The organism is Marichromatium gracile (assembly GCF_004343155.1).
GTDB lineage: Bacteria > Pseudomonadota > Gammaproteobacteria > Chromatiales > Chromatiaceae > Marichromatium > Marichromatium gracile.
Map to the genome: position 1 here is coordinate 320270 of NZ_SMDC01000003.1, position 24168 is coordinate 344437.

Below are 24168 nucleotides of genomic sequence, written 5' to 3' on the forward strand. Positions count from 1 at the left end.
CGCGATGTCGTTGCGTCTCGGGCGGCTGCGCGACTGGCTGATCGGCGCGCTGCTGCTGGTCGCGTTGCTGGTCACGGTCGAGCTGGCGGTGGGCTGGTCGACCCTGCTCGCGCCCTGGGCGAGCTTCCCGCCGCTGACCCTGATCTGGCTGGTCGCGCTGCTGGCATTGAGCTATGTGCTGCGCGCAGTACGCGTCTACGAGTATTATGTCAGGCGCCTCGAAGGGCGTTTCGTGTTGGTGCTGCGCCTGAGCGTGCTGCACAATGTCGCGAACAATCTGTTGCCGATGCGCGCCGGCGAGCTGGTCTTCCCCTGGCTGATGCGGCGCTATTTCGGTCACGATTTCCTCGGGGCCGCCTTCTCGCTGGTGTGGATCCGCGTGCTCGACCTGCATTTTCTGGGGTTGATCGGGCTGTGGATCCTGTCGCTGCGTCATCCATCCTGGATCTGGTGGGGACTTGCCGGGTGCTGGCTGGCCATGCTGGTGGTGCTCGCCTGGGTGGGCCGTGGCGGCGCGCGCTGGTCGCCGCGTTCCCGACCGGGCCGTGCGCTGGCGCGGGTGGCCGAGGCCGCGCCGCGCGATCTCGGCGTGGTTGCACGCGTCTATCTGTGGACCGCCGCGAGCTGGTCGCTGAAGTTCGCCGCCTTCGCCGGCGTGCTCCAGCACTTCATGGCGGTCGACTTCTGGCGCGTGCTGGCCGGCGTGATGGGGGCGGAACTCTCGAGCGTATTGCCGTTCCATGGCATCGCTGGCAGTGGCAGTTATGAGCTCGCCGCCGTGGCCGCGCTGGTACCCCTTGGCGTGGATCCGCGGCTGGCGCTGAGCGGTGCGGTGAACCTGCACCTGTTCCTGCTCGGGGCGACGCTCCTGTTCGGGGCGCTCGCGCTACTGCTGCCGAGAGCGAGTATCGACGAAAACGATTGATGGTGCCGAAGAGGCCCGGATATCCTGTTGCGGACCACGAACCGGATGCGGTAGATCGCCGACCCGCACTGGCCCGCCGCTGGGACCTCTTCGTTTGCTGACAACTTACCAGAACCGCGCAAACGCCGGTGGTCGAATGATCGGCGTGCACCCTGCGCATCACCAAAGGTTCGAGAATGCACATCACTAGACCTGTCTTTCTGGATCTGTGGCGGATCAAGCTGCCGATTCCAGCATTCGTCTCCATCCTGCATCGTGTCAGCGGGGTGCTGATGATCCTGGCGATCCCGGTCGCCGCCGTCCTCTTCGATCGCGCGCTGTCCGATCCCGAGGGCTTCGCCCTCGCCGCGGCGCTGTTCGATTCCTGGTTCATCAAGGCGGCGCTCGCACTGATGATCTGGAGCCTGCTCCACCATCTGATCGCCGGTCTCCGCTTCCTGGTGCTCGACCTGGGCCTGGGGCTCGACCGTCCGGTGGCGCGCGCCACCGCCTGGACCGCGCTGCTCGCCGCCCTGGCCGCGCTGGTTGCCGTGATCGCCCTGGGAGGGACCTTCCGATGAGTCGACAAGCTTCCGGTCTCATGGCCTGGCTGATCCAGCGCGCCTCGGCCGTCTATCTCGCCCTGTTCCTGGGCTATGTCCTGGTGTTCTTCAGCTTCGCCGCGCCGGCCGATCATGCCGCGCTGGTCGACTGGATCACCACCCCCTGGGTCACCGCCGGCTGGCTGCTGTTCCTGCCGCTGCTGCTCGCGCACGCCTGGATCGGCATCCGTGACGTGCTGATCGACTATGTCCATCATCTCGGCGCCCGTGTCGCGCTGCTGACCCTGTTCGCTTTCATCTTCGTCGCCTCCGGCCTGTGGGCCTTCAAGGCGATCATTACCGCCGGTCTCGGGGAGTAAGGTCACGCATGAGTATCCCAACACGCCATTTCGACGCGCTGATCATCGGAGCCGGTGGCGCCGGCCTCAACGCCGCGTTGCAGCTGGCGAGCGCCGACGTGCGCGTCGCCGTGGTCTCCAAGGTCTTCCCGACCCGCTCGCACACCGTCGCCGCGCAGGGTGGCGTCAACGCCGCGCTGGCCAATGTGCTGCCCGACTCCTGGCACTGGCACATGTTCGATACCGTCAAGGGTTCGGACTATCTCGGTGACCAGGACGCCATCGAGTTCATGTGTCGCGAGGCCATCCCCACCGTCTACGAGCTGGAGCACGCCGGCGTGCCCTTCTCGCGGCTCGACAACGGCAAGATCTACCAGCGTCCGTTCGGTGGCCAGAGCCAGAACTTCGGTGGCGACCAGGCCGCGCGCACCTGTGCCGCGGCCGACCGCACCGGTCACGCCATCCTCCACACCCTCTATCAGCAGAACATCCGCTCGCGCACCCACTTCTTCGACGAGTTCTTCGCGCTCGATCTGGTGCGCGATGCCGAGGGCGTGATCTGCGGTGCGCTGGTGCTCGAGATCGAGACCGGCGAGCCGATGCTGATCGAGGCCAAGGCGACGCTGCTCGCCACCGGCGGCTTCGGCCAGGTGTTCCGCACCACCTCCAACGCCCACATCAACACCGGTGACGGCGTGGCGATGGCGCTGCGCGCCGACATCCCGCTGATGGACATGGAGTTCTTCCAGTTCCACCCCACCGGCATCGCCGGCAAGGGCATGCTGATCACCGAGGGCGTGCGCGGCGAGGGCGGCTATCTGATCAACAAGGACGGCGAGCGCTTCATGGAGCGCTATGCCCCGCGTGCCAAGGACCTCGCCAGCCGCGACGTGGTCTCGCGCGCCATCGTCACCGAGGTCAAGGAGGGTCGCGGCTGCGGTCCCAACGGCGATCACGTGCTGCTCAAGGTCGACCACCTCGGCGAGGACATCATCTCCAAGCGGCTGCCGAGCATCCGCGAGTCGAGCAAGATCTTCGCCGGCGCCGACCCGGTGCGCGAGCCGATCCCGGTCTTCCCTACCGCCCACTACGCGATGGGCGGCATTCCCACCGACCGCTTCGGTCGGGTGGCGGTGCCCGCCGGTCACGGCGCCGAGGAGATCGTCCCTGGGCTCTACGCCGCCGGCGAGTGCGCCTGTGCCTCGGTGCACGGCGCCAACCGTCTCGGCGGCAACTCGTTGCTCGACATCCTGGTGTTCGGCCGCCTGGCGGGCAAGAACATCATCGACTACGTGCGCGAGAACCCCTATCAGCGCACCACCGACTCGGCCAGCCTGGAGCAGGCGATGTCGCGCCTGACCCGCTGGGAGCAGAAGGGCGAGGGCATCCCGGTGTCGCAGCTGCGCGCCGAGTTCCGCAAGTGCATGGAGGACCACGCCGGGGTGTTCCGCACCGAGGAGATCATGACCGAGGGCTACGAGCGGCTCTGCGAGCTGCGCGAGCGTCTGCCCGAGGTGCGCCTGCACGATCACTCCAAGGTGTTCAACACCGCGCGCATCGAGGCGCTCGAGCTCGAGAACATGATGGACGTGGGCATGTCGATCGCCGTCTCCGCGCTCAAGCGCCAGGAGAGCCGCGGCGCCCACTCGCGCCCCGACTACCCCGATCGCGACGACCAGAACTGGCTCAAGCACAGTCTCTACTATCGCGAGGGCGATCGCATGGACTACAAGCCGGTGCGCACCAAGCCGCTGACCGTCGAGTCCTTCCCGCCGAAGGAACGGGTGTACTGAGCCCCGCCTCGCGCCGCCGCGTCCAGGGTCCGTTTGCCGGGCCGTCGGGCGCGGCGCTGGTTGAACTCCATTCCGGTCGGGGCGGCGCCGCGTGCGTTCACCGCCCCGACCCCATCAGGTACCGAGCATGAAAATCAGCGTCTATCGCTACAATCCGGACATCGACGAACGGCCGCGGATGCAGGACTTCGAGGTCGAGCCCTTCCAGGGCATGATGCTTCGCGACGCCCTGCTGGAGATCAAGAAGCAGGACGAGAGCTTCAGCTTCCGTCACTCCTGCGGCGAGGGGGTGTGCGGATCGGACGCCGTCAACGTCAACGGGCGCAACATGTTGGCCTGTGTCACCCCGGTCGCCGAGCTGGGCAGGTCGATCAAGGTGCGCCCGCTGCCGGGTCGCCCGATCATCCGTGACCTGGTCGTCGACATGACCCAGTTCTACGAGCAGTATCGTGCGGTCAAGCCCTATCTGGTGCGCAACGATCCGCTGCCGGAGCAGGAGATCCTGCAGTCGCCGGCCGATCGCGACAAGCTCGACGGACTCTACGAGTGCATCCTCTGCGGTTGCTGTTCGACGGCCTGTCCGTCGTTCTGGTGGAATCCGGAGAAGTTCCACGGTCCGGCGGCGCTGCTGCAGTCCTGGCGCTTCCTCGCCGACAGCCGCGACCAGGCCACCGAGGAGCGGCTCGACGCCCTCACCGGGCCTTACAAGCTGTTCCGCTGCCACACCATCATGAACTGCGTCGAGGTCTGCCCCAAGGGCCTGAACCCGACCCGCGCCATCGGTCACATCAAGGACCTGATGCTCGACAAGGGGATCTAGGCCCGCGCGACCATGCCGTCCCCGGCCCGCCGCCTGTCGCGCCGGGCCGGGGCGTCCGACCGATGCCGCTTCACAGGAACCTCGTTCATGACCGATTCCACCCCCGCGTCCGAGCGTCAACGCCTGGCCTGGCAGTGTCGCCGTGGCCTGTTGGAACTCGACCATCTGTTCTCCCGCTTTCTCGAACTCGGCTACGATGACCTCGATGCCGCCGGGCGCGTGGCCTTCCAGCGCCTGCTCGGCGAGCAGGACCAGATCCTCAACGACTGGTTCATGATGGGCGTCGAGGCGCCCGACCCGGAGATCGCCGTCATGGTGGAGCGGATCCTCGCGGTGGTCAGCGTACAGCGCGACTGACGCCGTCCTCCGGCACGCGTCTCTGCCCCGCGTGCCGGTCCCGCGGGCGTCGTCTCCAGCCTCATGGAGTCCGCCGATGTCCGCCACCCACTTCCCGCCACTGTCGATCCGCCCCCGTCGCTCGTCCCGTCTGCTGCTCTGGATCCTGCTCGTGCACACGCTCGCCGTTGCGGTGGCGCTGGCCTTGCCGCTGGGCCACTGGCGCTGGGCGCTGGCCGCGCTGATCCTGCTCGGCGCCGGTTTCGCGCTGCTCGATCGTGTCCATGCCCGACTGCCCTGGTCGATCGTGGCGGCGCGTTGGGAGGCCGACGGCGGCTGGCGGCTGTGGTTGCGCGACGGGCGCGAGCTGAACGCGCGACTCAGTGCGGCGAGCTTCGTCGCGCCCCGACTGGTGGTGTTGCACTGGCGCGTCGGCCGGCTGCGGCGGCGCTCCCTGGTGCTGTTCGTCGATGCGCTCGACGCCGATACCCTGCGCTGGCTGCGGGTGCGGCTGCGCCATCGGGGCGTGGCTGAGGGCGCCGGGGGATTGGGTTAGACTGCGGGCGCTCGGAGAAGGATCGTCCATTGATCGAGAGGAGAGAGTCGATGCGTGTTCTGGTCACCGGCGGCGCCGGTTATATCGGCAGCCACACCTGTGTCGAACTGCTCGAGGCGGGCAACGAGGTGGTGGTCGTCGACAACCTCAGCAACAGCAGCGAGGTCTCGCTGCATCGGGTGCGGGAGATCACCGGCCGCGCAGTCGCGCTCCACGCCATCGATCTGCGCGATCGCGCCGCGCTCGCCGCGGTGTTCGCCGCCGCGCCGATCGACGCGGTGATCCACTTCGCCGGGCTCAAGGCCGTCGGCGAGTCAGTCGAGCAGCCGCTGCGCTACTACGACAACAACCTCGGCGCCACCCTCACGCTCTGTGAGGTGATGGCCGAGGCCGGGGTGCGCGATCTGGTGTTCAGCTCCTCGGCCACCGTCTACGGCGATCCGGCGCGGGTGCCGATCACCGAGGACTTCGCGCTCTCGGCGACCAACCCCTATGGCCGCTCCAAGCTCTTCATCGAGCAGATGCTCGGCGACCTGCATCGTGCCGACCCGCGCTGGAATCTGGCGTTGCTGCGCTACTTCAACCCGGTCGGGGCGCACCCGAGCGGGCGTATCGGCGAGGACCCGCGCGGCATCCCCAACAACCTCATGCCCTACGTCGCCCAGGTCGCGATCGGGCGACGGCCCCGGCTGCAGGTGTTCGGCGACGACTATCCCACCGCCGATGGCACCGGGGTGCGCGACTACATCCATGTCGTCGACCTCGCGCGCGGTCATCTCGCCGCGCTGCGCCGGTTGCGCGAGGCGCGCCCCGGGGTCGAGGCGATCAACCTCGGCACCGGACGCGGCTACAGCGTGCTGGAGATGGTCGATGCCTTCGAGCGGGTCAGCGGACGCCCGGTGCCCTACGAGATCGTCGCCCGCCGTCCCGGCGACATCGCCACCTGTTACGCCGACCCCGGCCGCGCCCGCGCGCTGCTCGGCTGGGAGGCCGTGCTCGACATCGATGCCATGGTCGGGGATGCCTGGCGCTGGCAGTCCGACAACCCCGGGGGCTATGCCTGAGGGCGGTCAGCGCCGTGGCGGCCAGGGTCGGGGCCAGGGGCGTGGTGGCCAGGGGCGCGGCGCTGGTCGCATCGGCACCACGACCTCGACCCGGGGCGGCGGCATGACCAGCGGCGGCGGTGCCGGCTGACGCTGGCTCGGGCGGGTGCTGTAGTGCTTGTCCTGTCGCGGCGCCGGCGCGTCCTCGAGCAGCGGGTCCACCCCGGCGATCGCGCCGGGGGCGCCGAGACCGAGCGCCAGTACCAGGATCGGGTCGAGTCGCCGTCTCATCCTTCCCCTCCCAGGATCTCCGCCCCCAGTGCCTCCAGGCTCAGCGGGGCGCAACCCTCGGCCTTGTTGTTGACGATCACATAGACCGACTCGCCGGCGCCGAGTGCCGCACGCACCAGCCGGGCGATCGCGGCGCGACTGGCCGGGTCGGGGTCGTGGAGACGGTCGAAGGGGGCGTAGCGCCGGCGCGCGGCCTCGTAGCCGAACCCGGCGTGGAGCATCCAGCGGATCACCACCGGACCCGGCGGCAGGTCGGCGAAGCATTGCTGTTGTGCGGCGAGGTCGGGGAGACGCGGGTGCAGGGCATGGGCCGGACGGGCACCGCCGTGACGCAGCGCCTCGGCCAGATCGCGGGTGAGCAGGTCGCGATCGCGCACCTCGACGGCATAGCAGGGCCCCTGCGGCAGGCGGTGGAGGAAGCGGTAGAGCGCCTCGGCGAAGCGGCGTGGTTGCTCGGCGAGGGCGCGCCCGAGCGGCGGGAACTGGAACAGCAGTACCCCGGCGCGGTCGCCCAGAGCCTCGACGAAGGGGGCGACGGCCAGCTCGGTGGCGCGCGCCGGATCGAGAAAGCCGGGGTTGGCGGCTTGGGGGACCCCGCCGCCGCCCCGCTCGAAGGGATCGGTGACCAGCGCCGGGGCCTTGACCAGAAAGCGGAAGTCGGGCGGTACCTGCTCGGCATAGCCGGCCAGGCGCGCGCGCGGCAGCGGCGCATGGTAACCGCTGTCGACGCCGACGGTGCGATACCAGGGGTGGGCGGCATAGGCGCCGAGCCCGTGGCGCGAGAGCCGGCTGCTGGGGTGGGCGCCGGCATAGACCAGTCCGTCCCAGCCGGGGAAGGACCAGGACGAGGTGCCGAGGCGTAGCCCCGCCGGGAGTGACTGCTCGGGTTGGGACCGGGGGGCGGGGGCGACGGTCTCGGCCGCCGTCGGGGCGCCGAACAGATCGAGCTGCTCGGTCATGGTCTCAGCGCCGCGACAGGCGCACCAGCTCGTCGCCGCGTTGCAGGCTCAGGCTGTAGAGCCCGCCGGCGCGGCGCAGTACGCGCGCCAGGGTCTGCAGTGCGTCGATGCGCACGCCGTTGGCGTTGAGGATGCGGTCGCCCTCGCGCAGCCCCGCCGCCCAGGCCGGCGAGTCGGGCTCGACCCTGCCCACCGGCAGCCCGGGGACGCCGCCGCTGCGATCGAAGGCGCCGATCAGCGCGCCGGCGAGGGCCTCGTCGATGCGCGCGCCGGGGAGGTAGTCGCGGTAGGGATCGGCGATCAGCCCATTCAGGCGCAACGCGCGCCCGTCGCGGACGATGTCGAGCGCGACCCGGCTGCCGACCCGCAGCACGCCGAAGCGGTTGCGAACGTCGCTGGCGTTGGCGATCGGCTCGTCGTTGACGCCGAGGATGACGTCGCCGACCCGCAGCCCGGCCGCGGCGGCGGCCGAGTCGGGGTCGATGCGGGTGACCACGGCGCCGGCGCGGTGCTCGAGTCCGAGCGCGGCGGCCAGGGCGTGATCGATGTTCTGTACCGCCGCGCCGAACTGGCCGCGACGCATCTCGCCGTGCTCGACGAGCTGGGTCATGATCGCGCGCGCCATGTCCACCGGGATGGCGAAGCCGATGCCGATGTTGCCGCCGCCGGGGGCGAGGATGGCGGTGTTGATGCCGATCAGCTCGCCGCGCAGGTTGACCAGCGGGCCGCCGGAGTTGCCGGGGTTGATCGAGGCATCGGTCTGGATGAAGTTCTCGTAGCCCTCGATGCCGAGCCCGGAGCGCCCCAGCCCGCTGACGATCCCCGAGGTCACCGTCTGGCGCAGCCCGAAGGGGTTGCCGATGGCGACCACGAAGTCGCCGACGGCGAGTGTGTCGGCGGCGGCGAAGGGCAGGGCGCTGAGCCCCGCGGCGGGGATCTCCAGCACCGCGATGTCGGTCTCGGGGTCGGTGCCGATCAGGCTGGCCTCGAGCGCGCGCCCGTCCTGCAGGGTGACGCGGATCTGGTCGGCCTTGTCGATGACGTGGTGGTTGGTCAGCACCAGCCCGCGGCGGGCGTCGACGATCACCCCCGAGCCGAGACTGCTGTTCTCGCGCTTGCGTTCGCGCGGCAGATCGAAGAAGCGGCGGAAGAAGGGGTCGCGCAGCAGCGGGTGGTCGGCGGTCTCGATCGCGGTGACGGTGGAGATGTTGACCACCGCCGGCAGCACCCGTTCGAGCATCGGCGCCAGGCTCGGCAGCGGCTGGCCGTCGACGGCCAGCGGGAGCGCGGCCTGGGGGAGCGGCGCGGTGCAGAGCAGCACGAGCGCGAGCGCGAGACGGGGGAGCGCGGAGGAACGCCTCATCGGTTGTCTCGATGTCCTCGGGATGGGCGAAGCAAGGGGCTGGACCGGTCGGGGGCGCCCCGGGAATGCGGCACGGGCCGGGCGTGCGCCCGGCCCGTGGTCCGGTGCATGGTCCGGGAGGACCCTCACCGGTATCAGGCGGCCTCGACCTTGCCGCTCCCCTGGTCGGCGAGATAGTGCTCGCCGTCGGCGCCACGGATGGCGATCCTGCGCGGCTTCATCGCCTCGGGGATCTCACGGCGCAGCTCGATGTGCAGCAGACCGTTCTCCAGTCGCGCATCCAGCACCCGCACGTACTCGGCGAGCTGGAACTTGCGCTCGAAGCTGCGGTTGGCAATCCCGCGATAGAGATACTCGCCGGGCTCCTCGGCCTGCTCCGGTCGCGATCCCGAGACGGTGAGGATGTTCTCCTTGACCTCAAGCCCGAGGTCCTGCTCGGAGAAGCCGGCCACCGCCATGGTGATGCGATAGTCGTTCTCGCCGCGCCGCTCGATGTTGTAGGGGGGGTAGCCGCCGGGCTCCGAGTGATAGGCGTTCTCGAGCGCGGAGGTCATGCGATCGAAGCCGATCATGGAACGCAGCAGCGGGGAGAAGTCGATGGTCGTCATGTGCATATCCTCTTCATTGAGCAATATGGGATCGAGCGTTCCGTGGAACCGCCCGGTTTCAGTCAGCAGGCCTCGATGAGCGCCTGCGTTATGTAAAGTAGAATCGACCGAAAACGATGTCAAGGGGTGTCGGCAAATTTTTTATGTCAATTCGATCGACAGCCCTCGGCACCGTGATCTGGGGGCTGAGGCGCGGGTTGCAAGACGACTGTGAGATGAGGACGAGGGGAGACGAGGCGGACCGCTCGCGGGGATGTGCGCGATGGGGCCGCCCTGGACGGGCGGCCTGAAGTGAAGGGCTCAGGTGCGGCGGTTGCGGCGCTTGCTGCTTGCAACCAGACCGAGTGCGCCCACCGCCGAGAGCAGCAGGGTTCCCGGCAGGGGCACGGTCCCTGGGTTGGAGACCTGCTGTTGGATCTCGGTGGCCTTGATGTTGACGAAGGCGGTGCTGAAGGAGTCGGCCATCAGGCCACCGGCGCGCAGTTGGTTGAGGTCCCAGGCCGCGCCCTTGGTGGCGAGCGCGAGGTCGACATAGTCGGGGATGGTGGAACCATAGCCGTTCAGTGCCGAGGCGCCGCTGAGCATGGTGAAGCCGCCGTTGCCGTCGGCCTGGTAGCCGGTGCCCTGACTGTCGAACCCGAGCAGGTTGCCGACGGTCTGGGTGCCGAAATCGGCCTCGACGACGACGTTGAGCATGGCATTGATGCTGTTGAGGTCGCCGAGGATGCTGCTGTAGTCGAGCGCGCTGTTGGTGTTGTCGCGATCCTCGTCGGTGATCAGGATGACGTTGAGCGCGGCGTCCGCGCGGGGTGTGTAGTTGTCGAGGAAGTAGTCGATGGCCGAGTAGCCGTCCTCGGTGCCGCCGGAGGTGACCAGGTTGCCGGTGGCCGAGCCGAAGGTGCCGGCGGACATCCAGGTGTCGTTCTCGCGCGCCTGATCATCGATGCCCACCCCGCCGGTCTGCCCCGAGGAGCTGGCGCCGAATCCGATCAGCGCATAGCGGTTCTCGCCGTCGGTGCCGTCACCGATGCCGTGTGAGATGAGCTGGCTTTCGAGCGAGCTGATCGCGCCCGACAGCCAGGCCTGTTCCCCGCCCATTGAGCCTGACTCGTCGATCAGGATGGCGATGTCGGCGATCTTGCCGGCCTGCGCTGCGCCACTCATGCAGAGTCCGGCGAGCAAGGCGACGCTCAACAGTTTGGGTGTGTGTTGCATCATGCGTGACTCCATGTTCCGTTTCTTTTGCTTATCGATTCCGCGATCCCTGAGACCTGCTGGATAGCCGCCCGCGTTGCAACCCAAGCCTTTCAACATGCGTTTTTGCCGGCGATCCGTCAGCGGCTCATAACTCAATCAAGCATGAATTGTGCCTTTGATGGCATTCGGTTTATATTTTTTTAATCAATTGCTTATGATCCAACGCGCTGCGATCTGCGCAACGGTGTCAAATAATTCGACAGGTTTGGTGTTGTGTCGGGCGGGATTGATCAGCCAAGTTCAAGCTGAATCAATCAGATAGATAGAGGAGGGTGGTGTCGGGCGCTGTTACAGGGTGCGCGATGCCCCGTCGGCGTCTTTGCTGGCCAGGAGTCTGGCCTCGGCGTGGTGTCGCTGCTCGGGGGTGTTGAGGTTGAGATCGGGCCAGGTGGAGGCATTGTAGTGGGCGTGTGCAAGGCGATGGCGCGTCAGCCATGACCACAAGCGGCGCTCCCCGTCGGCGAGATAGCCCGCCAGATCGGGGGCCAGTGCGGTTGGCAGCAACGCATGCAGGGGTTGAGGCCGCACGCCATCATGTGCGCAGGCGACGACGGCTCCCTGTTCGGTCAGTGCGGTGCGTAGTCGTGCGAGCAGGTCACGAGGCGGGAGGGGGGCGTCACAGGGCAGGGTGAGGATCCAATCGGTCGATGCGGTGCGCATTGCGCCGAGGATGCCGGCGAGCGGTCCCGGGTAGTCGGGCAGTGGGTCGCGGATCACCGGGTGGCCGTAGGCTGAGTAGCGTTCGAGGTTGCGATTGGCGCTGATCAATATGCTGTCGACCTGGGGGTGCAAGGCCGTCAGTGTCCACTCGATCAGCGGTCGTCCGGCGACTGCAACCAACCCTTTGTCCATTCCGCCCATGCGCCTTGCACGCCCACCGGCGAGGATGACACCGGTGATTGCGTCATGAGCACTGGGTGGATGCATCCTGTCTACCCTCGGTGGTCTGGTGCGTGGTCCCGCAGCCGTTGCTTCGGGCGACAACAGTGAGGTGATCATGACCAGCAGTCGATCAGCCGCAGCTCGCCCCCGAAGTCGCGGATTGCCGATCGTGGGGTTGATGTTGGCATCCCTGCTGGGCGCCCCGGCACAGGCGCACGAATCACCGGTGACGCTGCAGCTGAAGTGGCGCCACCAGTTCCAGTTCGCCGGCTACTACATGGCCGAGCACCTCGGATTCTATCGCGAGCGCGGCATCGAGGTGCGCTTTCGCGAGGCTGGCCCGGAGACCGACGTGGTTGCTGCAGTGGTCTCCGGCGAGGCCGAGTTCGGGGTTGCCGCAAGCGAGCTGCTGCTCGCCGCTCAGTATGCGCCGGTCGTCGCCCTGGCGCCGATCTTCCAGCACTCGCCCTATGTGCTCTTGACCCTCGACGGCACAGCCGATCTGGCGACGCTTGCTGGCGAGCCGGTGATGCTCGATCGTGGTGCCGCCGAGATTCGTGCGCTCCTGCTGAAGATCGGGGTCCCCGCCGAGGCGCTCACCATCCGCGGCTATCAGGACGGTGTGGCGGCGTTGCTCGCCGGCGAGGTCGCGGCGATCGCGGCCTATTCCACCACCGAGCCCTACTGGCTGCGCCGGGCCGGGGCCGCTCCGCGGATGTTCTCGGCGCGTGATCACGGTATCGATCTCTACGGTGACATGCTGTTCACCCGCAAGGCATTGCTGCGCGATCATCCTGATCTGGTGCGCGACTTCGTCGCCGCCAGTCTCGCCGGCTGGAAGGCGGCGCTGCGCGACCCCGAGCAGGCGATCGCGCTGATCCTCGCCGACTACAACACTCAAGGTCTCGATGCCGCGTTCTACCGTTTCGAGGCCGCCGAGACCCGGCGGCTGATCCAGCCCGAGGTGATCGAGGTCGGGCACGTCAACCCCGGTCGCTGGCGCCATATCGCCGAGGTCTATGCCGGGCTCGGCATGTTGCCCGAGACGGTCTCGCTCGATGGCTTCGTCTATGACCCCGGACCGATCGATATCGCCCCGCGGGTGGTGCTGGCGCTGATCGCCGCGCTGCTGATCGCCGCGTTGCTGGGTCTGCTGAGCTGGCGGGTGCACAGCCTCAACCAGCGGCTGCGCCGCGAGATCGTGCAGCGTGAGAGCGATCATCGTCGACTCGCCGAGAGCGAGGCGCTGCATCGCCTGCTCACCGAGAACAGCGGGGATGTGATCTGGATGCTCGATATCGATCGCTGGCGCTTCGACTATGTCAGCCCCTCGGTGCAGCGACTGCGTGGCTTCAGCCCGGAGGAGGTGATGTCCGTGCCGATCGACGCATCGCTCACCACCGAGTCTGCGGCGCGTCTGCGCCAGCAGTTGTTGGAGGGGGCGATGCGGGTCGCCGCCGGGGACCACGAGGGGCTGTTCGCTCTCACCGAGATCGAGCAGCCGTGCAAGGGGGGCGGATCGGTACAGACGGAGGTGGTGACCTCGCTGTTGATCGATGGCTCCGGGCGGCCCTCCAAGGTGCTCGGGATCACGCGTGACATCACCGTGCGCAAGGCATTGGAGGCCAAGCTGCGGATCCGCGCCGCTGCGATCGAGGCCGCCGCCGATGCCATCATCATCACCGATGTCGAGGGCTACCTGCTCTATGCCAACCCGGCCTTCACCCGTCAGACCGGCTATCGGTTGGAACCGGGGCGACGGTTGCACTCGCGGGTGCTCAAGAGCGGTCGCCACGACAGCCATTTCTATGCCGAGATGTGGCAGACCATCCTCGCCGGTCGGGTGTGGCGCGGCGAGCTGGTCAACCGTCGTCGCGACGGCGAGTTCTACGAAGAGGAGATGACCATCTCGCCGGTGGCCAACGAGCGCGGCGAGATCGAGCGTTTCATCGCCATCAAGCGCGACATCAGCGTGCAGCGGGCGATGGAGCGGGCGTTGCGCACGGCCAACCAGCGTCTGCGCGAGAACCTCGACGAGATCAGCGAGCTGCAACAGGAGCTGGCCGAGCAGGCGGTGCGCGACCCGCTCACCGGACTCTACAACAGACGTCATCTCGACGATGCGCTGGCCCGCGAGCTGGCGCGGATGCGGCGCGAGGCATCCACGCTGGTGGTGCTGATGGCCGATATCGACCACTTCAAGCGCATCAACGATGGTTGGGGCCATCCGGTCGGCGACGGAGTGCTGCGCTCGCTCGCCGCCACGCTGCGCGATCACTTCCGCGAGTTCGATCTGATCTGTCGCTATGGTGGGGAGGAGTTCCTGGTGGTGCTGCCGGGGACCGATCTCGAGCAGGGCCTGGCCCGGGCCGAGTCGGTGCGCCGCTATTTTGCCGCGCAGCGCATCGCTCTGGGCGAGCAGCGCGAGCAGATCACCATCTCGATCGGTCTCGCCGTCTTCCCGCTCCATGCCACCGATCAGATGGCGCTGATCGCCCAGGCCGACGCCGCCCTCTATCGGGCCAAGCACGCCGGCCGCGACCGGGTGATGGTCGCCGACCCCGAGGTCGAGCCCGAGGGGCTGGTCGGCTGAGTCCCGACCACGACTCAGCCCCCGGTGTGGTTCATGTGACGCCGGATGCGCGGTGGCGCGACCAGCGAGAAGTCGTGGCCGCGCGGTTTGAGCGCCATCGCCGCGACGATCGCGCGCCTGACCGGCTGGTCGTCGTCGGGGTGGGCACGCAGTACCCGGCGCAGGTCGACCGAGTGCTCCTGGCCGAGACAGAGCAGCAGCCGGCCCTCGGTGGTGACGCGTACGCGGTTGCAGTCGGCGCAGAAGTTGTGGCTGTGCGGCGAGATGAAGCCGACCCGGGTGGCGGTGCCGGGAATGATGAAATAGCGCGCCGGACCGCCTTCGTGGGCGGTGCTGGGGATCAACTCGTGGTGTCGCGCCAGGTCGGCGCGGATCGCCTCGCTCGGATAATAGAGCGCGGCGCGATCGTGCTCGGTGATCGCGCCGAGCGGCATCTCCTCGATGAAGCGGATATCGAGGCCTCGTTCGATGGCGAAGGCGACCAGGTCGCAGACCTCGTCGTCGTTACGCCCCTTGAGGATCACGCTGTTGAGGCTCACCCGGCGAAAGCCGGCGGCAAGTGCGGCCTCGATCCCGGCCAGCGTGGGGGCGAGTTCGCCGCGCCGGGTGAGTGCGCGAAAGCGCGCCGGGCGCAGGGTGTCGAGGCTGATGTTGACCCGGTGCACCCCGGCGCCCACCAGCGCCGGGGCGAGGCGTGCGAGCTGGCTGGCGTTGGTGGTTAAGGTGAGATCGTTGAGGCCGGGCAGGGTGCCGAGACGCTCGAACAGCCACAGCGCGTTGCGTCGCATCAGCGGCTCGCCGCCGGTGATGCGCAGCCGGCTCACCCCCAGCGCGCTGAAGCAGCGTCCGAGCCGGGCGATCTCCTCGAGGGTGAGCAGCTGCGCGCGCGGCAGGAACTGCTGACGCTCGGGCATGCAGTAGACACAGCGCAGGTCGCAGCGGTCGGTGATCGAGATCCGCACATAATCGATACGTCGACCGAAGGGATCGACGAGTATGGCGCGGTCGGCAGCCTGGGGCGAGTGCGATCGGGTCATGCAGGCCCTCCTCGTGGATGCGGTCGCCCGGGTTGGGGCAGTCAACACTGTCTCAGCCCGTGGCGTGTACGGCAACCCGGCCCTTTGGGGTATTGAAAACCGGCGTGGCCTCTCGCCGGTTCTGTCGGTCGTCCCGCTGCCGTGCCCTGGCTGGGCCGGACCGCGTTGACGGCCACGCCGGCCTTACTCTAGCCTCGATCCTTTGGTGCGCCCCGGACAGGGGCCGTATCCGTCCACGATAAAGGCGCATCGATCGCGGTAGACAGGGGACCTTATGGCAGATTTCTTCAAGTCGGCGATGCAAGAGGCCGCGCGGCTCACCCAGGCCGGGCGCGTGGCCGAGGCAACCGCGCTGGTGCAGCGCGCCATGGGGTTGAGCGGGGCTGCCGACGGCGATGCCGCGGTGATCGAGGGTGAGTGCCGGCGGGTCGACCCCGCCGCCGCCTCTGGTGGCGAGATCGCGCACGGGCGCTGGATCGAGGACAGCTTTGCCAATACCGCCGGCGTGCGCCGCTATCGGCTCTATCTGCCCGAGCGTGCCGATGGGCTGGTGGTGATGCTGCACGGCTGCGGCCAGGGGCCGGAGGACTTCGCCACCGCGACGCGGATGCACCTGTGCGCCGCCGCCCAGGGACTGGCTACGCTCTATCCGGCACAGTCATCCGAGGCCAATGGCGCCAGCTGCTGGAACTGGTACGAGCCGGCCGACCAGGGACGCGATCGCGGCGAGTGCGCCATCCTCGCCGGCATGACCGAGGCGGTGATGATGGCCCATGGACTGGACGATCGGCGCATCTACATCGCCGGGCTCTCGGCCGGTGGGGCGATGGCCGCGACCCTGGCGGCGGCCTATCCCGAGCGCTATGTCGCGCTCGGGGTGCACTCAGGGCTGCCCGCCGGCTGCGCCCACGACCTGATCTCGGCGATGACGGTGATGCGCCAGGGCGCCTCGCCGCCAGCGCATGGACCGCTGCCGGCCTGTCCGACCATCGTCTTCCACGGGGATCGCGACACCCGGGTCAATCCGAGCAATGCGCTGGCGCTGATCGCCCAGGCGCGTGCCGGGGCGATGCAGGGCGCCGTCGAGATCGAACGTGGGTGCGCGCCGGCCGGACTGGCCTTCAGCCGTACCTGTTATCCCCAGGTCGCCGGGCGTGCCGAGGCCGAGCTGTGGCTGGTGCATGGTGCCGGGCACGGCTGGTCGGGTGGTGCCGCCGAGGCGAGCTATACCGAGCCGCGCGGTCCGGACGCATCCAGTGAGATGCTGCGCTTCTTTCTCCGACACGCGCGCTGAACCGTGCTCTGGCGTGATTCCATTGTGTTTGCATGGTCTCATGCCGCCGGGCGTGCCAGAATTCCTCGCGCCGGTCCCCGCCCGCGGCGGTACGCCGGTCACAGCCAGGTCGGCGCCGGCTCATCCCGGTGCTACCCCCGCAACCCCGCAAGAGGATCTCGACCTTGACCCAATCATCCGATTTCAAGCGCTATGGCCTGATTGCCCAGGCCTTCCACTGGACCATCGCCATCCTGCTGCTCGGTCTCTTTCTCAGCAATGCCATGCGCGAGATCACCCCGCGCGAGTCCGAGCTGCGGATGATGTGGCTGAACCTGCACATGTCGCTCGGCTTCCTGGTCTTCGGCCTGACCCTGGCGCGCATCGCCTGGCGTCGACTGGTGCCGCCGCCCGCGCTGCTCGATGCCCCGGCCTGGAGCCGCTTCGCCGCCAATCTCGGTCACGTGCTGCTCAACCTCGCCACCCTGCTGGTGCCGATCTCGGGCTATCTGCGCATCGCCTCCAAGGACATCCCCGCCGATTTCTTCGGCACCCAGGTGCCCTCGATCATCGGTGAGATGCCGGCGCTGCACGCGTTCGTCAAGGCGTGGCCGCACGGCGAGCCGATGGAGCTGTTCTTCTACGCCCTCATCGGCGTGCATGTGCTCGCCGCGCTCTGGCACCAGTACATCCGTCGCGACAACGGTCTGCACCGCATGCTGCCCTGGTAAGGGCGCGCGTTACGCCGACAGGAGGGACCCCGCGATGTCTCATCTCGCCGCCGTCATGGCGACGGTGCTCTTGACCGTGTCCGCGACCGTCTCCGGCGCCACACCACTCGAGCATGGTCGAACGCTCGCCGAGCAGGGCGATGCCGCGCGCGGCATCGTCGCCTGCGCCGGGTGTCATCGCGCCGACGGCGGCGGCGACGAGGCTCTGGGCGCGGCACGCCTGGCCGGTCTGGAACCGGCCTATCTCGCCACCCAGATCGAGCGCTTTCGCGCCGGCCAGCGCAGCCACCCGGTGATGAGCCCCTGGGCCGAGCGGCTGGAACCGGCCGACATCACCGCGGTGAGCGCCTATTACGGTGCGCTGGCGCCGGCCTCCAACGCCAGGGCGCCGAGCGATGTCGATGCCGTCGCCGGCCGGGCGCTGGCCGAGACCGGCGACTGGTCGGGGCGCGACCTGCCGGCCTGCGTACGCTGTCACGGCCCCGGTGGGACGGGTGCGGGCACGGTCTTCCCGCCATTGGCGGGGCAGCCCTACAGCTATCTGCTCGCCCAGCTCGAGGCCTGGGCGTCGGGGCGGCGCCACGGCGAGCCGATGGCGCTGATGGGCGCCGTCGCCGGGCGACTCGACGCCGACGAGCAGCGCGCGCTCGCGGCCTATTTCGCGACCCGCCCGCTGGCCGTCGCCGATCCCGTCGACGATCTCCCCGATCCGGCGCCGGCGCCGGCGCCCGTGACCGCCAGCGCCAGCACGCCCGCGACTGCGGTGGCTGGCGCGGACGCCGCCGTGCCCGAACACCTCGGCTCGGTGCCCGCCGGGCGCGCCGAGGCCGCGTCGCGCTTCACCCCGCCGGGCCGTGATGCGCTGCCCGAGGGGCCGTTCGGCGAGATGGTGCGACTCGGCGCGCGACTGTTCCGTCATACCAACACCGATCCGCGCTCGGCGTCCCATGTCGGCAACGACCAGACCTGCGCCGGTTGTCATCTCGACAATGGCCGTCGCGCCGACGCCTCGCCGATGTGGGCCGCCTGGGTGGCCTATCCGGCCTATCGCGGCAAGAACCAGCGGGTCGACACCATGGCCGAGCGCATCCAGGGTTGCTTCCGTTATTCGATGAACGCGCAGGACAGCGCCAGCGGCCAGGTGCCGGAGACCAACAGTGTGGTGATCGACGCCCTGCAGACCTACATCTACTGGCTCGCCACTGGCGCCCCGACCGGCGACACCGCGATGTCCGGGCGCGGCTATCCGCGTCTGCAGCCGCCCGCCGAGGGCTTCGACCGCACCCGTGGCGCGGCGCTCTACGCCGAGCACTGTGCGCTCTGTCACGGCGCCGAGGGCGAGGGGCTGCTGGTCGAGGGCGAGGTGGTGTTCCCGCCGTTGTGGGGGCCACGCTCCTACAACTGGGGTGCCGGCATGCATCGCGTCGATACCGCCGCGGCCTTCATCGCCGCCAACATGCCGCTGCTCGATACGGTGCGACTCACTCCCCAGGAGGCCTGGGACGTCGCCGCCTACATCAATGCTCACGAGCGGCCGCAGGACCCGCGCTTCGACGGCTCGGTGGAGCGGACCGCCGCGCGTTTCCACACCAGTCCCTTCGACCTCTACGGCGAGCCGCTCGGTGACGGTGGCGCCGTGCTCGGTCAGGGCACCACCGCGGACTGAGGACCGCTCGCGCGCCCGGGCGTGCGGCGGCGGGTTCGATTCCCGCGGCCGCCGTCGGTTCAGCCGCGCTCGCGCAGCAGGGCGTCGAGCGCGGCGAGACGCTCCGGGGTGCCGATGTCGAACCAGCGTCCGCGATGGTGCAGTCCGCCCACCCGGTCGTCGGCCATCGCCGCGCGCAGCAGGGGCGCGAGCCGGAAGGCGCCCTCGGGCTGCTCGGCGAACAGCGCCGGGTGATAGAGCCCGATCCCGGCGAAGGTCAGGCGCGGCGCGTCGCCATCGCGCACCCGTCCGTCATCCAGCGAGAAATCGCCCTCGGGGTGGTGCAGCGGGTTGTCGACCAGCGCGAGCTGCGCCAGATCGCCCGGGGCGAGGCGCAGTGCGCCCGGGTCGAGGTCGCACCAGACATCGCCGTTGACCACCAGGAAGGGCGCGTCGCCGAGCAGCGGCAGGGCGCGGCGGATGCCGCCGCCGGTCTCCAGCGCGCGCTCCTCGGGCGAGTAGCGGATCTCCACTCCGAGGCCCGAGCCGTCGCCGAGCGCGCGCTCGATCTGTGCGCCGAGATGGGCGTGGTTGATCACCAGCTCGCGGATACCCGCCGTGGCCAGACGCTCGATGTGATGGACGATCAGCGACCGGCCGCCGGCCTCGAGCAACGGCTTGGGGGTGTGGTCGGTCAACGGGCGCATGCGGGTGCCGCGCCCGGCGGCGAGGATCATCGCCTTCATGATGGATGACACTCCTGGAAGATACGTTGCTCGCAGCCGGCGCAGACCCGTTTGTCGAGCTTCTGGTAGATGGCGCGGATGGCCGCGGTCTTGGACTGGAAGACGTTGCGCGCCTCGGTCTCCTCGAAACAGCCGTAGCGCTCGAGCGCGTCCCACAGCCCCTGCTTGACGTGGATCAGATACATGCCGCCGCCATCGAGGCGTCGGCGCCGCTCCTCCTGCAGCAGCGCCTGGCCGCCCTGGTAGTCGACGAAGTTGATGCCGCTGCACACCAGCGCCAGATGCTTGCGCTCCGGGTGCTGGCTGCGCAGCTGGTCGAAGGCCTGCTCGACATGGGGCACCGAGCCGAAGAACAGCGAGCCATCGACCCGCATGATGTGCAGCTGCGGGCACTGCGGCAGCTCCGGGTCGCTGGAGAAGGCGCGATGGGCCAGACGCGGGTCGGGCGCGCGGGTATGGATCCGCGGCTTGGAGGTGCGATCGAGATAGAGCACCAGCGACAGCAGCACCCCGGCGAAGATCGCGAACTCCAGCTCGAGGAGGATCGCCGAGAAGAAGGTGACGGCGAGCACCGCGGTCTCGCGCTTGGAGGCGTGGAGGATATGGCGGATCTCGGCGCGATCGATCAGCCCCCAGGCGACCAGGAACAGCACCCCGGCCATCGCCGCCTTGGGCAGATAGCTCGCCAGCGGCGCGACCAGCAACACGATCACCATCAGCAGCACGCCGGCGAGGATCGCCGCCAGCGGGGTGCGGGCGCCGGCCTCGTAGTTGACCCCGCTGCGGTTGAACGAACCGGTGGCGACATAGCCCGAGAAGAAGGAGCCGGCGAGGTTCGACAGCCCCTGGCCGATGAACTCCTGGTTGCCGTCGATGCGGTAGCCGCCGCGCGCGGCCAGCGCGCGCCCGATCGACACCGCCTCGGTGAGCGCGAACAGGGTCACCGCCAGCGCCACCGGGGCGAGTTCGCGGATGTGGTCGAGGGTGAGCGAGGGCGCCGAGAGTGGCGGCAGGGTCGAGGGCAGGGCGCCGACGGTGACGATGCCGGTGCGCGCCGCCCCGAACAGCTGATCGAGCCCCAGCGCCACCAGGCTGCCACCGAGCATGGCGACGATCATGAAGGGGATGCGCGGCACCCAACGCCGACAGGCGAGTCCGATCAGCACGGTGGCGAGCCCGACCAGGGCCGCGGCCGGGTTGATCTCGGGGAGATGCTTGAGGAACTCGAAGAGGATCTCGTGGAGGTGGCCGCTGCTGTCCATCTCGACGCCGAAGAAGTGCTTGAGCTGCTTGGCGGCGATCAGTACCGCGGCGGCGGCGGTGAAGCCGACCACCACGGCATGCGAGATGAAGTTGACCAGCGCACCCATGCGCGCCAGCCCGAGCGCCAGTTCCAGCACCCCGACCATGAAGGTCAGGGTCAGCGCCAGGGCGACATAGTCCGGCGTGCCCGGCACCGCCATCACCGAGAGCGATGAGAACACCACCACCGAGGCGGCGGTGGTCGGCCCCGAGACCAGGTGGCGCGAGGAGCCGAACAGTGCGGCGATGATTGCCGGCACCATGCCGGCATAGAGCCCGTATTCGGGCGGCATCCCGGCGATGGTGGCGAAGGCCACGCCCTGGGGCAGCACGACGATGGCGCCGGTGAGCGCGGCGACGAGATCGGCGCGAAGTTCGGCGGGGCCGACGCCGGGGAGCCAGGCCATGAAGGGCGTCAACCAGGACCAGCGGGAGGGCGGGGACGACTGCATCGGCGAGACCTCGGGTGATGGTTGGCGGAGCGGGGCGGGTGCGGGCGGCCCCGTTGGCGGGCATCGAGCGCTGCATTCTAAGTGAGCGACGGGACGATGAAAAATCCTCTCCCGGCGCGGCGGGCATCGGTGCGGCGCTTGGGTGCCCGGTCGACACATGCTAGCCTCGCGGCGATGGCACCCGGCCAGCGTCTTCCGTCACCACCGATCAACGAGCGTCCCCGATCCCATGTCCAGTCCAGCCACCGCCCTGCCGCCCGATCAGCTCCTCGACCGTCTGTTGGCGTTGCTCGAACGGCTCTATCGCGACACCGCCGACTATCGCGCGCGTTGCGACGAGGCCCAGTGCTGGTACGACCGTGGCTATGCCGACGGCATGCGCGCGGCGCTCGCCGCACTCGGTCACGGTGCGGCGCTCGCCGCCCGCCCGTTGCCCGAGATCGAGCCGCTGGCGCCGACCGAGCGGGTGACGCCCTGGGGGCGGGCCCATGCCCATGGGGTCGAGGTCGGCGGGCGCGAGACCCGCGACGTGCTGGGAGGTGCCTGAGATGTTCAAGATCGTCTCCTTCAACATCAATGGTATCCGTGCTCGCCAGCATCAGCTCGAGGCGCTCAGGGAGGCGCACGACCCCGACATCGTCGGGGTGCAGGAGTGCAAGGTCGCCGACGAGCAGTTCCCGCGCGCGGCGGTCGAGGGGCTGGGGTATCACGCCCGCTTCCACGGTCAGAAGGGACACTATGGCGTCGCCCTGCTCAGCAAGGCCGAGCCGCTGGCGGTGGTCAGGGGGCTGCCGGGCGATGCGCCGGACGCCCAGCGGCGGCTCATCACCGGGCGCTATGCGCTGTCCGACGGCACGCCGATCACGGTCATCAACGGCTACTTCCCCCAGGGCGAGTCGCGCGATCACCCGCTGAAGTTCCCCGCCAAGCAGCGCTTCTATGCCGGACTGCTCGAGTATCTGCGCGGTCAGTTCTCGCCCGCCGATCTGTTGGTGGTGCTCGGCGACATGAACGTCGCCCCCTCGGACCTCGACATCGGCATCGGCGCCGACAACGCCAAGCGTTGGCTGCGCAGCGGCAAGTGCAGCTTCCTCCCCGAGGAGCGCGAGTGGCACCGCGCGCTGACCGACTGGGGGCTCTGTGACGCCCATCGCGAGCTGCATCCCGACAACGCCGAGACCTTCAGCTGGTTCGACTACCGCTCACGCGGCTTCGAGCGCGAGCCCAGGCGCGGACTGCGCATCGACCAGCTACTGGTGACCGCGCCCTTGCGCGAACGCCTGATCGAGACCGGCATCGACTACGAGATCCGCGCCATGGAGAAGCCCTCCGACCACTGCCCGGTGTGGGCGAGCTTCGAGGGCTGAGGGGGCGGTCGGGCGCTTTCAGCCGCCAGTCGGCAGCCGCCAGGAATTTGAACCGCGAAGCCGCGAAGGGCGCCAAGGGGAATAAGCCGCCAGCCGTCAGAGATCAGCCACCAGAGGGTGCGGACTCGCGCCGTCTGTGGCCTCACGCCGACATCACACAGCATTCACTTTGCGCGCTTCGCGCCTTCGCGGTTCAATCTTGGCCGCTGGCCGCTGGCCGCTGGCCGCTGGCCGCTGGCCGCTGGCCGCTGGCCGCTGGCCGCTGGCCGCTGGCCGTCCCGGCGCGGTTCAATCCCCCGGCGGCCGGCGTCGCCACCGATTGTCAGGTCGTCGGGCGCGGCCTACACTCGTGCGGGTCTCGACCTACTCTTCGCTTCCTCAGGCCACTCCAGGATGATCCGACAGCAACCGATCGGCGTATTCGACTCCGGCGTCGGCGGGCTGTCGGTGCTGCGCGAGATCCGTCGCGAGCTGCCTGGCGAGGCCCTGCTCTATGTCGCCGACTCCGCCCACGCTCCCTATGGCGACAAGCCGACCGTGACGATCGAGGCGCGCTCGCTGGCGGTTGCCGAGTTTCTGATCGCTCAAGGGGCCAAGGCGATCGTGATCGCCTGCAACACCGCTACCGGGGTGGCGGCGCGAGTGCTGCGGGCGCGTCATGCGCTGCCGGTGGTGGCGATGGAGCCGGCGGTCAAGCCCGCCGCCGCGCGCACCCGCAGTGGTCGTGTCGGCGTGCTCGCTACTCGTCAGACGCTGGCCAGCGCCAACTTCGCGCGCCTGCGTACCCGTGTCGCCGGGCAGGCCGAGGTCCTTGCCCAGCCCTGTCCCGGACTGGTCGAGCGCATCGAGCAGGGGGATCTCGACGGCCCGCTGACCCACGCTCTGCTCGAGGGTTATCTGACGCCGCTGCTCGAACGAGGGGTCGATACCCTGGTGCTCGGCTGCACCCACTACCCGCACCTGCGCCCGCTGATCGAACGGCTCGCCGGGCCGGAGGTCGCGGTGCTCGACTCCGGGGCCGGCGTCGCCCGTCAGGTGCGCCGCCGGCTCGCCGAGGCCGGTCTGCTCGCCCCGCCCGGTCGGATCGGCGGCGAGCGCTTCTGGACCAGCGGCGAGCTGGAGCGCGTCGCGCCCCTGATCGCGCGCCTGTGGCCGGGGGCGCCGTCGTTGGCCGTGCTGCCGGAGCCGATCGAGTCGGGTGTCTCGCTGCTGCGCGAGGGGGCTTGAGCGCGACGAATCAACCAACCCCTTGTTTCAATCGGGGTTGTGTCGGGTTCTTCCTTTCTGGATGTTGATTCCTGCGCTTCTG

General features: G+C 69.1%; 24 protein-coding genes. 15 read left to right on the plus strand and 9 right to left on the minus strand.

All coding sequences use genetic code 11. From position 1 onward, the window contains the following. Nucleotides 1-4 precede the first annotated feature (4 nt). The 8 genes from EDC29_RS07080 (at nt 5) to galE (ending at nt 6374) form a co-directional block, all read left to right on the plus strand. Entirely contained in the window at nt 5-925 is a 921-nt protein-coding gene (locus EDC29_RS07080) for a lysylphosphatidylglycerol synthase transmembrane domain-containing protein (protein ID WP_223806169.1), read from the plus strand. Nucleotides 926-1101: 176 nt separating this feature from the next. After that, the gene (sdhC, locus tag EDC29_RS07085) at nt 1102-1485 is read left to right on the plus strand and encodes a succinate dehydrogenase, cytochrome b556 subunit (protein WP_123143348.1); all 384 of its coding nucleotides are present in this window, start codon (nt 1102-1104) and stop codon (nt 1483-1485) included. After that, complete coding sequence (gene sdhD, locus EDC29_RS07090) at nt 1482-1826, plus strand: succinate dehydrogenase, hydrophobic membrane anchor protein (RefSeq protein ID WP_062271791.1); 345 nt, start codon at nt 1482-1484, stop codon at nt 1824-1826. The genes sdhC and sdhD overlap by 4 nt, the downstream gene beginning before the upstream one ends. Before the next feature lie 8 nt (nt 1827-1834). Beyond that, entirely contained in the window at nt 1835-3598 is a 1764-nt protein-coding gene (sdhA, locus tag EDC29_RS07095) for a succinate dehydrogenase flavoprotein subunit (RefSeq protein WP_123140050.1), read from the plus strand. Between the two features lie 127 nt (nt 3599-3725). Continuing rightward, entirely contained in the window at nt 3726-4418 is a 693-nt protein-coding gene (locus EDC29_RS07100; RefSeq protein WP_005222533.1) for a succinate dehydrogenase iron-sulfur subunit, read from the plus strand. An 87-nt stretch (nt 4419-4505) separates the two neighbouring features. Continuing rightward, nucleotides 4506-4775, plus strand: a complete 270-nt coding sequence (locus EDC29_RS07105) for an FAD assembly factor SdhE (protein ID WP_123143347.1) — start codon at nt 4506-4508, stop codon at nt 4773-4775. A gap of 76 nt (nt 4776-4851) precedes the next feature. After that, the gene (locus tag EDC29_RS07110) at nt 4852-5310 is read left to right on the plus strand and encodes a protein YgfX (protein WP_132229141.1); all 459 of its coding nucleotides are present in this window, start codon (nt 4852-4854) and stop codon (nt 5308-5310) included. Nucleotides 5311-5360: 50 nt separating this feature from the next. Continuing rightward, a complete protein-coding gene (gene galE, locus EDC29_RS07115; protein WP_132229143.1) occupies nt 5361-6374 on the plus strand; it encodes a UDP-glucose 4-epimerase GalE in 1014 nt (337 codons plus the stop codon). A 6-nt stretch (nt 6375-6380) separates the two neighbouring features. On the opposite strand, the gene EDC29_RS07120 is transcribed toward galE, so the two are convergent. The 6 genes from EDC29_RS07120 to mobA form a co-directional block, all read right to left on the minus strand. After that, a complete protein-coding gene (locus EDC29_RS07120) occupies nt 6381-6644 on the minus strand; it encodes a hypothetical protein (protein WP_123140054.1) in 264 nt (87 codons plus the stop codon). After that, nucleotides 6641-7603, minus strand: a complete 963-nt coding sequence (locus tag EDC29_RS07125; RefSeq protein WP_123143344.1) for a DUF72 domain-containing protein — start codon at nt 7601-7603, stop codon at nt 6641-6643. Before EDC29_RS07125 ends, EDC29_RS07120 begins: the two co-directional genes overlap by 4 nt. 4 nt (nt 7604-7607) lie before the next feature. Continuing rightward, on the minus strand, nt 7608-8966 hold the full coding sequence (locus EDC29_RS07130; protein ID WP_123140056.1) for a Do family serine endopeptidase: 1359 nt from the start codon (nt 8964-8966) through the stop codon (nt 7608-7610). A gap of 134 nt (nt 8967-9100) precedes the next feature. Then, a complete protein-coding gene (locus tag EDC29_RS07135) occupies nt 9101-9574 on the minus strand; it encodes an Hsp20 family protein (RefSeq protein WP_123140057.1) in 474 nt (157 codons plus the stop codon). Between the two features lie 300 nt (nt 9575-9874). Then, entirely contained in the window at nt 9875-10792 is a 918-nt protein-coding gene (locus EDC29_RS07140; protein ID WP_200189297.1) for a PEP-CTERM sorting domain-containing protein, read from the minus strand. Between the two features lie 327 nt (nt 10793-11119). After that, nucleotides 11120-11758, minus strand: a complete 639-nt coding sequence (gene mobA / locus EDC29_RS07145) for a molybdenum cofactor guanylyltransferase MobA (protein WP_123140058.1) — start codon at nt 11756-11758, stop codon at nt 11120-11122. A 133-nt stretch (nt 11759-11891) separates the two neighbouring features. Here mobA and EDC29_RS07150 point away from each other — a divergent pair, with 133 nt between their 5' ends. Next, nucleotides 11892-14306 carry a diguanylate cyclase gene (locus tag EDC29_RS07150; RefSeq protein WP_132229145.1) on the plus strand — a complete coding sequence of 805 codons (2415 nt, stop codon included), beginning with the start codon at nt 11892-11894 and terminating at the stop codon, nt 14304-14306. 14 nt (nt 14307-14320) lie between these two features. Here EDC29_RS07150 and moaA read toward each other — a convergent pair whose 3' ends face one another. Then, nucleotides 14321-15343, minus strand: coding sequence for a GTP 3',8-cyclase MoaA (gene moaA, locus EDC29_RS07155; RefSeq protein ID WP_132229147.1), 1023 nt, complete (start codon nt 15341-15343; stop codon nt 14321-14323). 274 nt (nt 15344-15617) lie between these two features. On the opposite strand from moaA, the gene EDC29_RS07160 reads away from it, so the two are divergent. The 3 genes from EDC29_RS07160 (at nt 15618) to EDC29_RS07170 (ending at nt 19013) form a co-directional block, all read left to right on the plus strand. Continuing rightward, complete coding sequence (locus tag EDC29_RS07160) at nt 15618-16637, plus strand: extracellular catalytic domain type 1 short-chain-length polyhydroxyalkanoate depolymerase (protein ID WP_123140060.1); 1020 nt, start codon at nt 15618-15620, stop codon at nt 16635-16637. Nucleotides 16638-16801: 164 nt separating this feature from the next. Continuing rightward, nucleotides 16802-17347: a cytochrome b gene (locus EDC29_RS07165; protein WP_123142239.1), complete on the plus strand. Its 546-nt coding sequence runs from the start codon at nt 16802-16804 to the stop codon at nt 17345-17347. Between the two features lie 34 nt (nt 17348-17381). Further along, a complete protein-coding gene (locus tag EDC29_RS07170) occupies nt 17382-19013 on the plus strand; it encodes a c-type cytochrome (RefSeq protein ID WP_132229149.1) in 1632 nt (543 codons plus the stop codon). Between the two features lie 59 nt (nt 19014-19072). Here EDC29_RS07170 and murU read toward each other — a convergent pair whose 3' ends face one another. Further along, nucleotides 19073-19738 (minus strand): N-acetylmuramate alpha-1-phosphate uridylyltransferase MurU, encoded by a 666-nt coding sequence (gene murU / locus EDC29_RS07175; RefSeq protein WP_123140063.1) that lies wholly within the window; start codon nt 19736-19738, stop codon nt 19073-19075. After that, the gene (locus EDC29_RS07180; RefSeq protein WP_132229151.1) at nt 19735-21492 is read right to left on the minus strand and encodes a SulP family inorganic anion transporter; all 1758 of its coding nucleotides are present in this window, start codon (nt 21490-21492) and stop codon (nt 19735-19737) included. The genes murU and EDC29_RS07180 overlap by 4 nt, the downstream gene beginning before the upstream one ends. 229 nt (nt 21493-21721) lie before the next feature. On the opposite strand from EDC29_RS07180, the gene EDC29_RS07185 reads away from it, so the two are divergent. The 3 genes from EDC29_RS07185 (at nt 21722) to murI (ending at nt 24086) form a co-directional block, all read left to right on the plus strand. Further along, the gene (locus EDC29_RS07185; RefSeq protein ID WP_123140065.1) at nt 21722-22039 is read left to right on the plus strand and encodes a hypothetical protein; all 318 of its coding nucleotides are present in this window, start codon (nt 21722-21724) and stop codon (nt 22037-22039) included. A gap of 1 nt (nt 22040) precedes the next feature. Further along, on the plus strand, nt 22041-22859 hold the full coding sequence (gene xthA, locus EDC29_RS07190) for an exodeoxyribonuclease III (RefSeq protein WP_132229153.1): 819 nt from the start codon (nt 22041-22043) through the stop codon (nt 22857-22859). A 393-nt stretch (nt 22860-23252) separates the two neighbouring features. Further along, entirely contained in the window at nt 23253-24086 is an 834-nt protein-coding gene (gene murI / locus EDC29_RS07195) for a glutamate racemase (protein WP_123140067.1), read from the plus strand. The last annotated feature ends 82 nt before the right edge of the window (nt 24087-24168 follow it).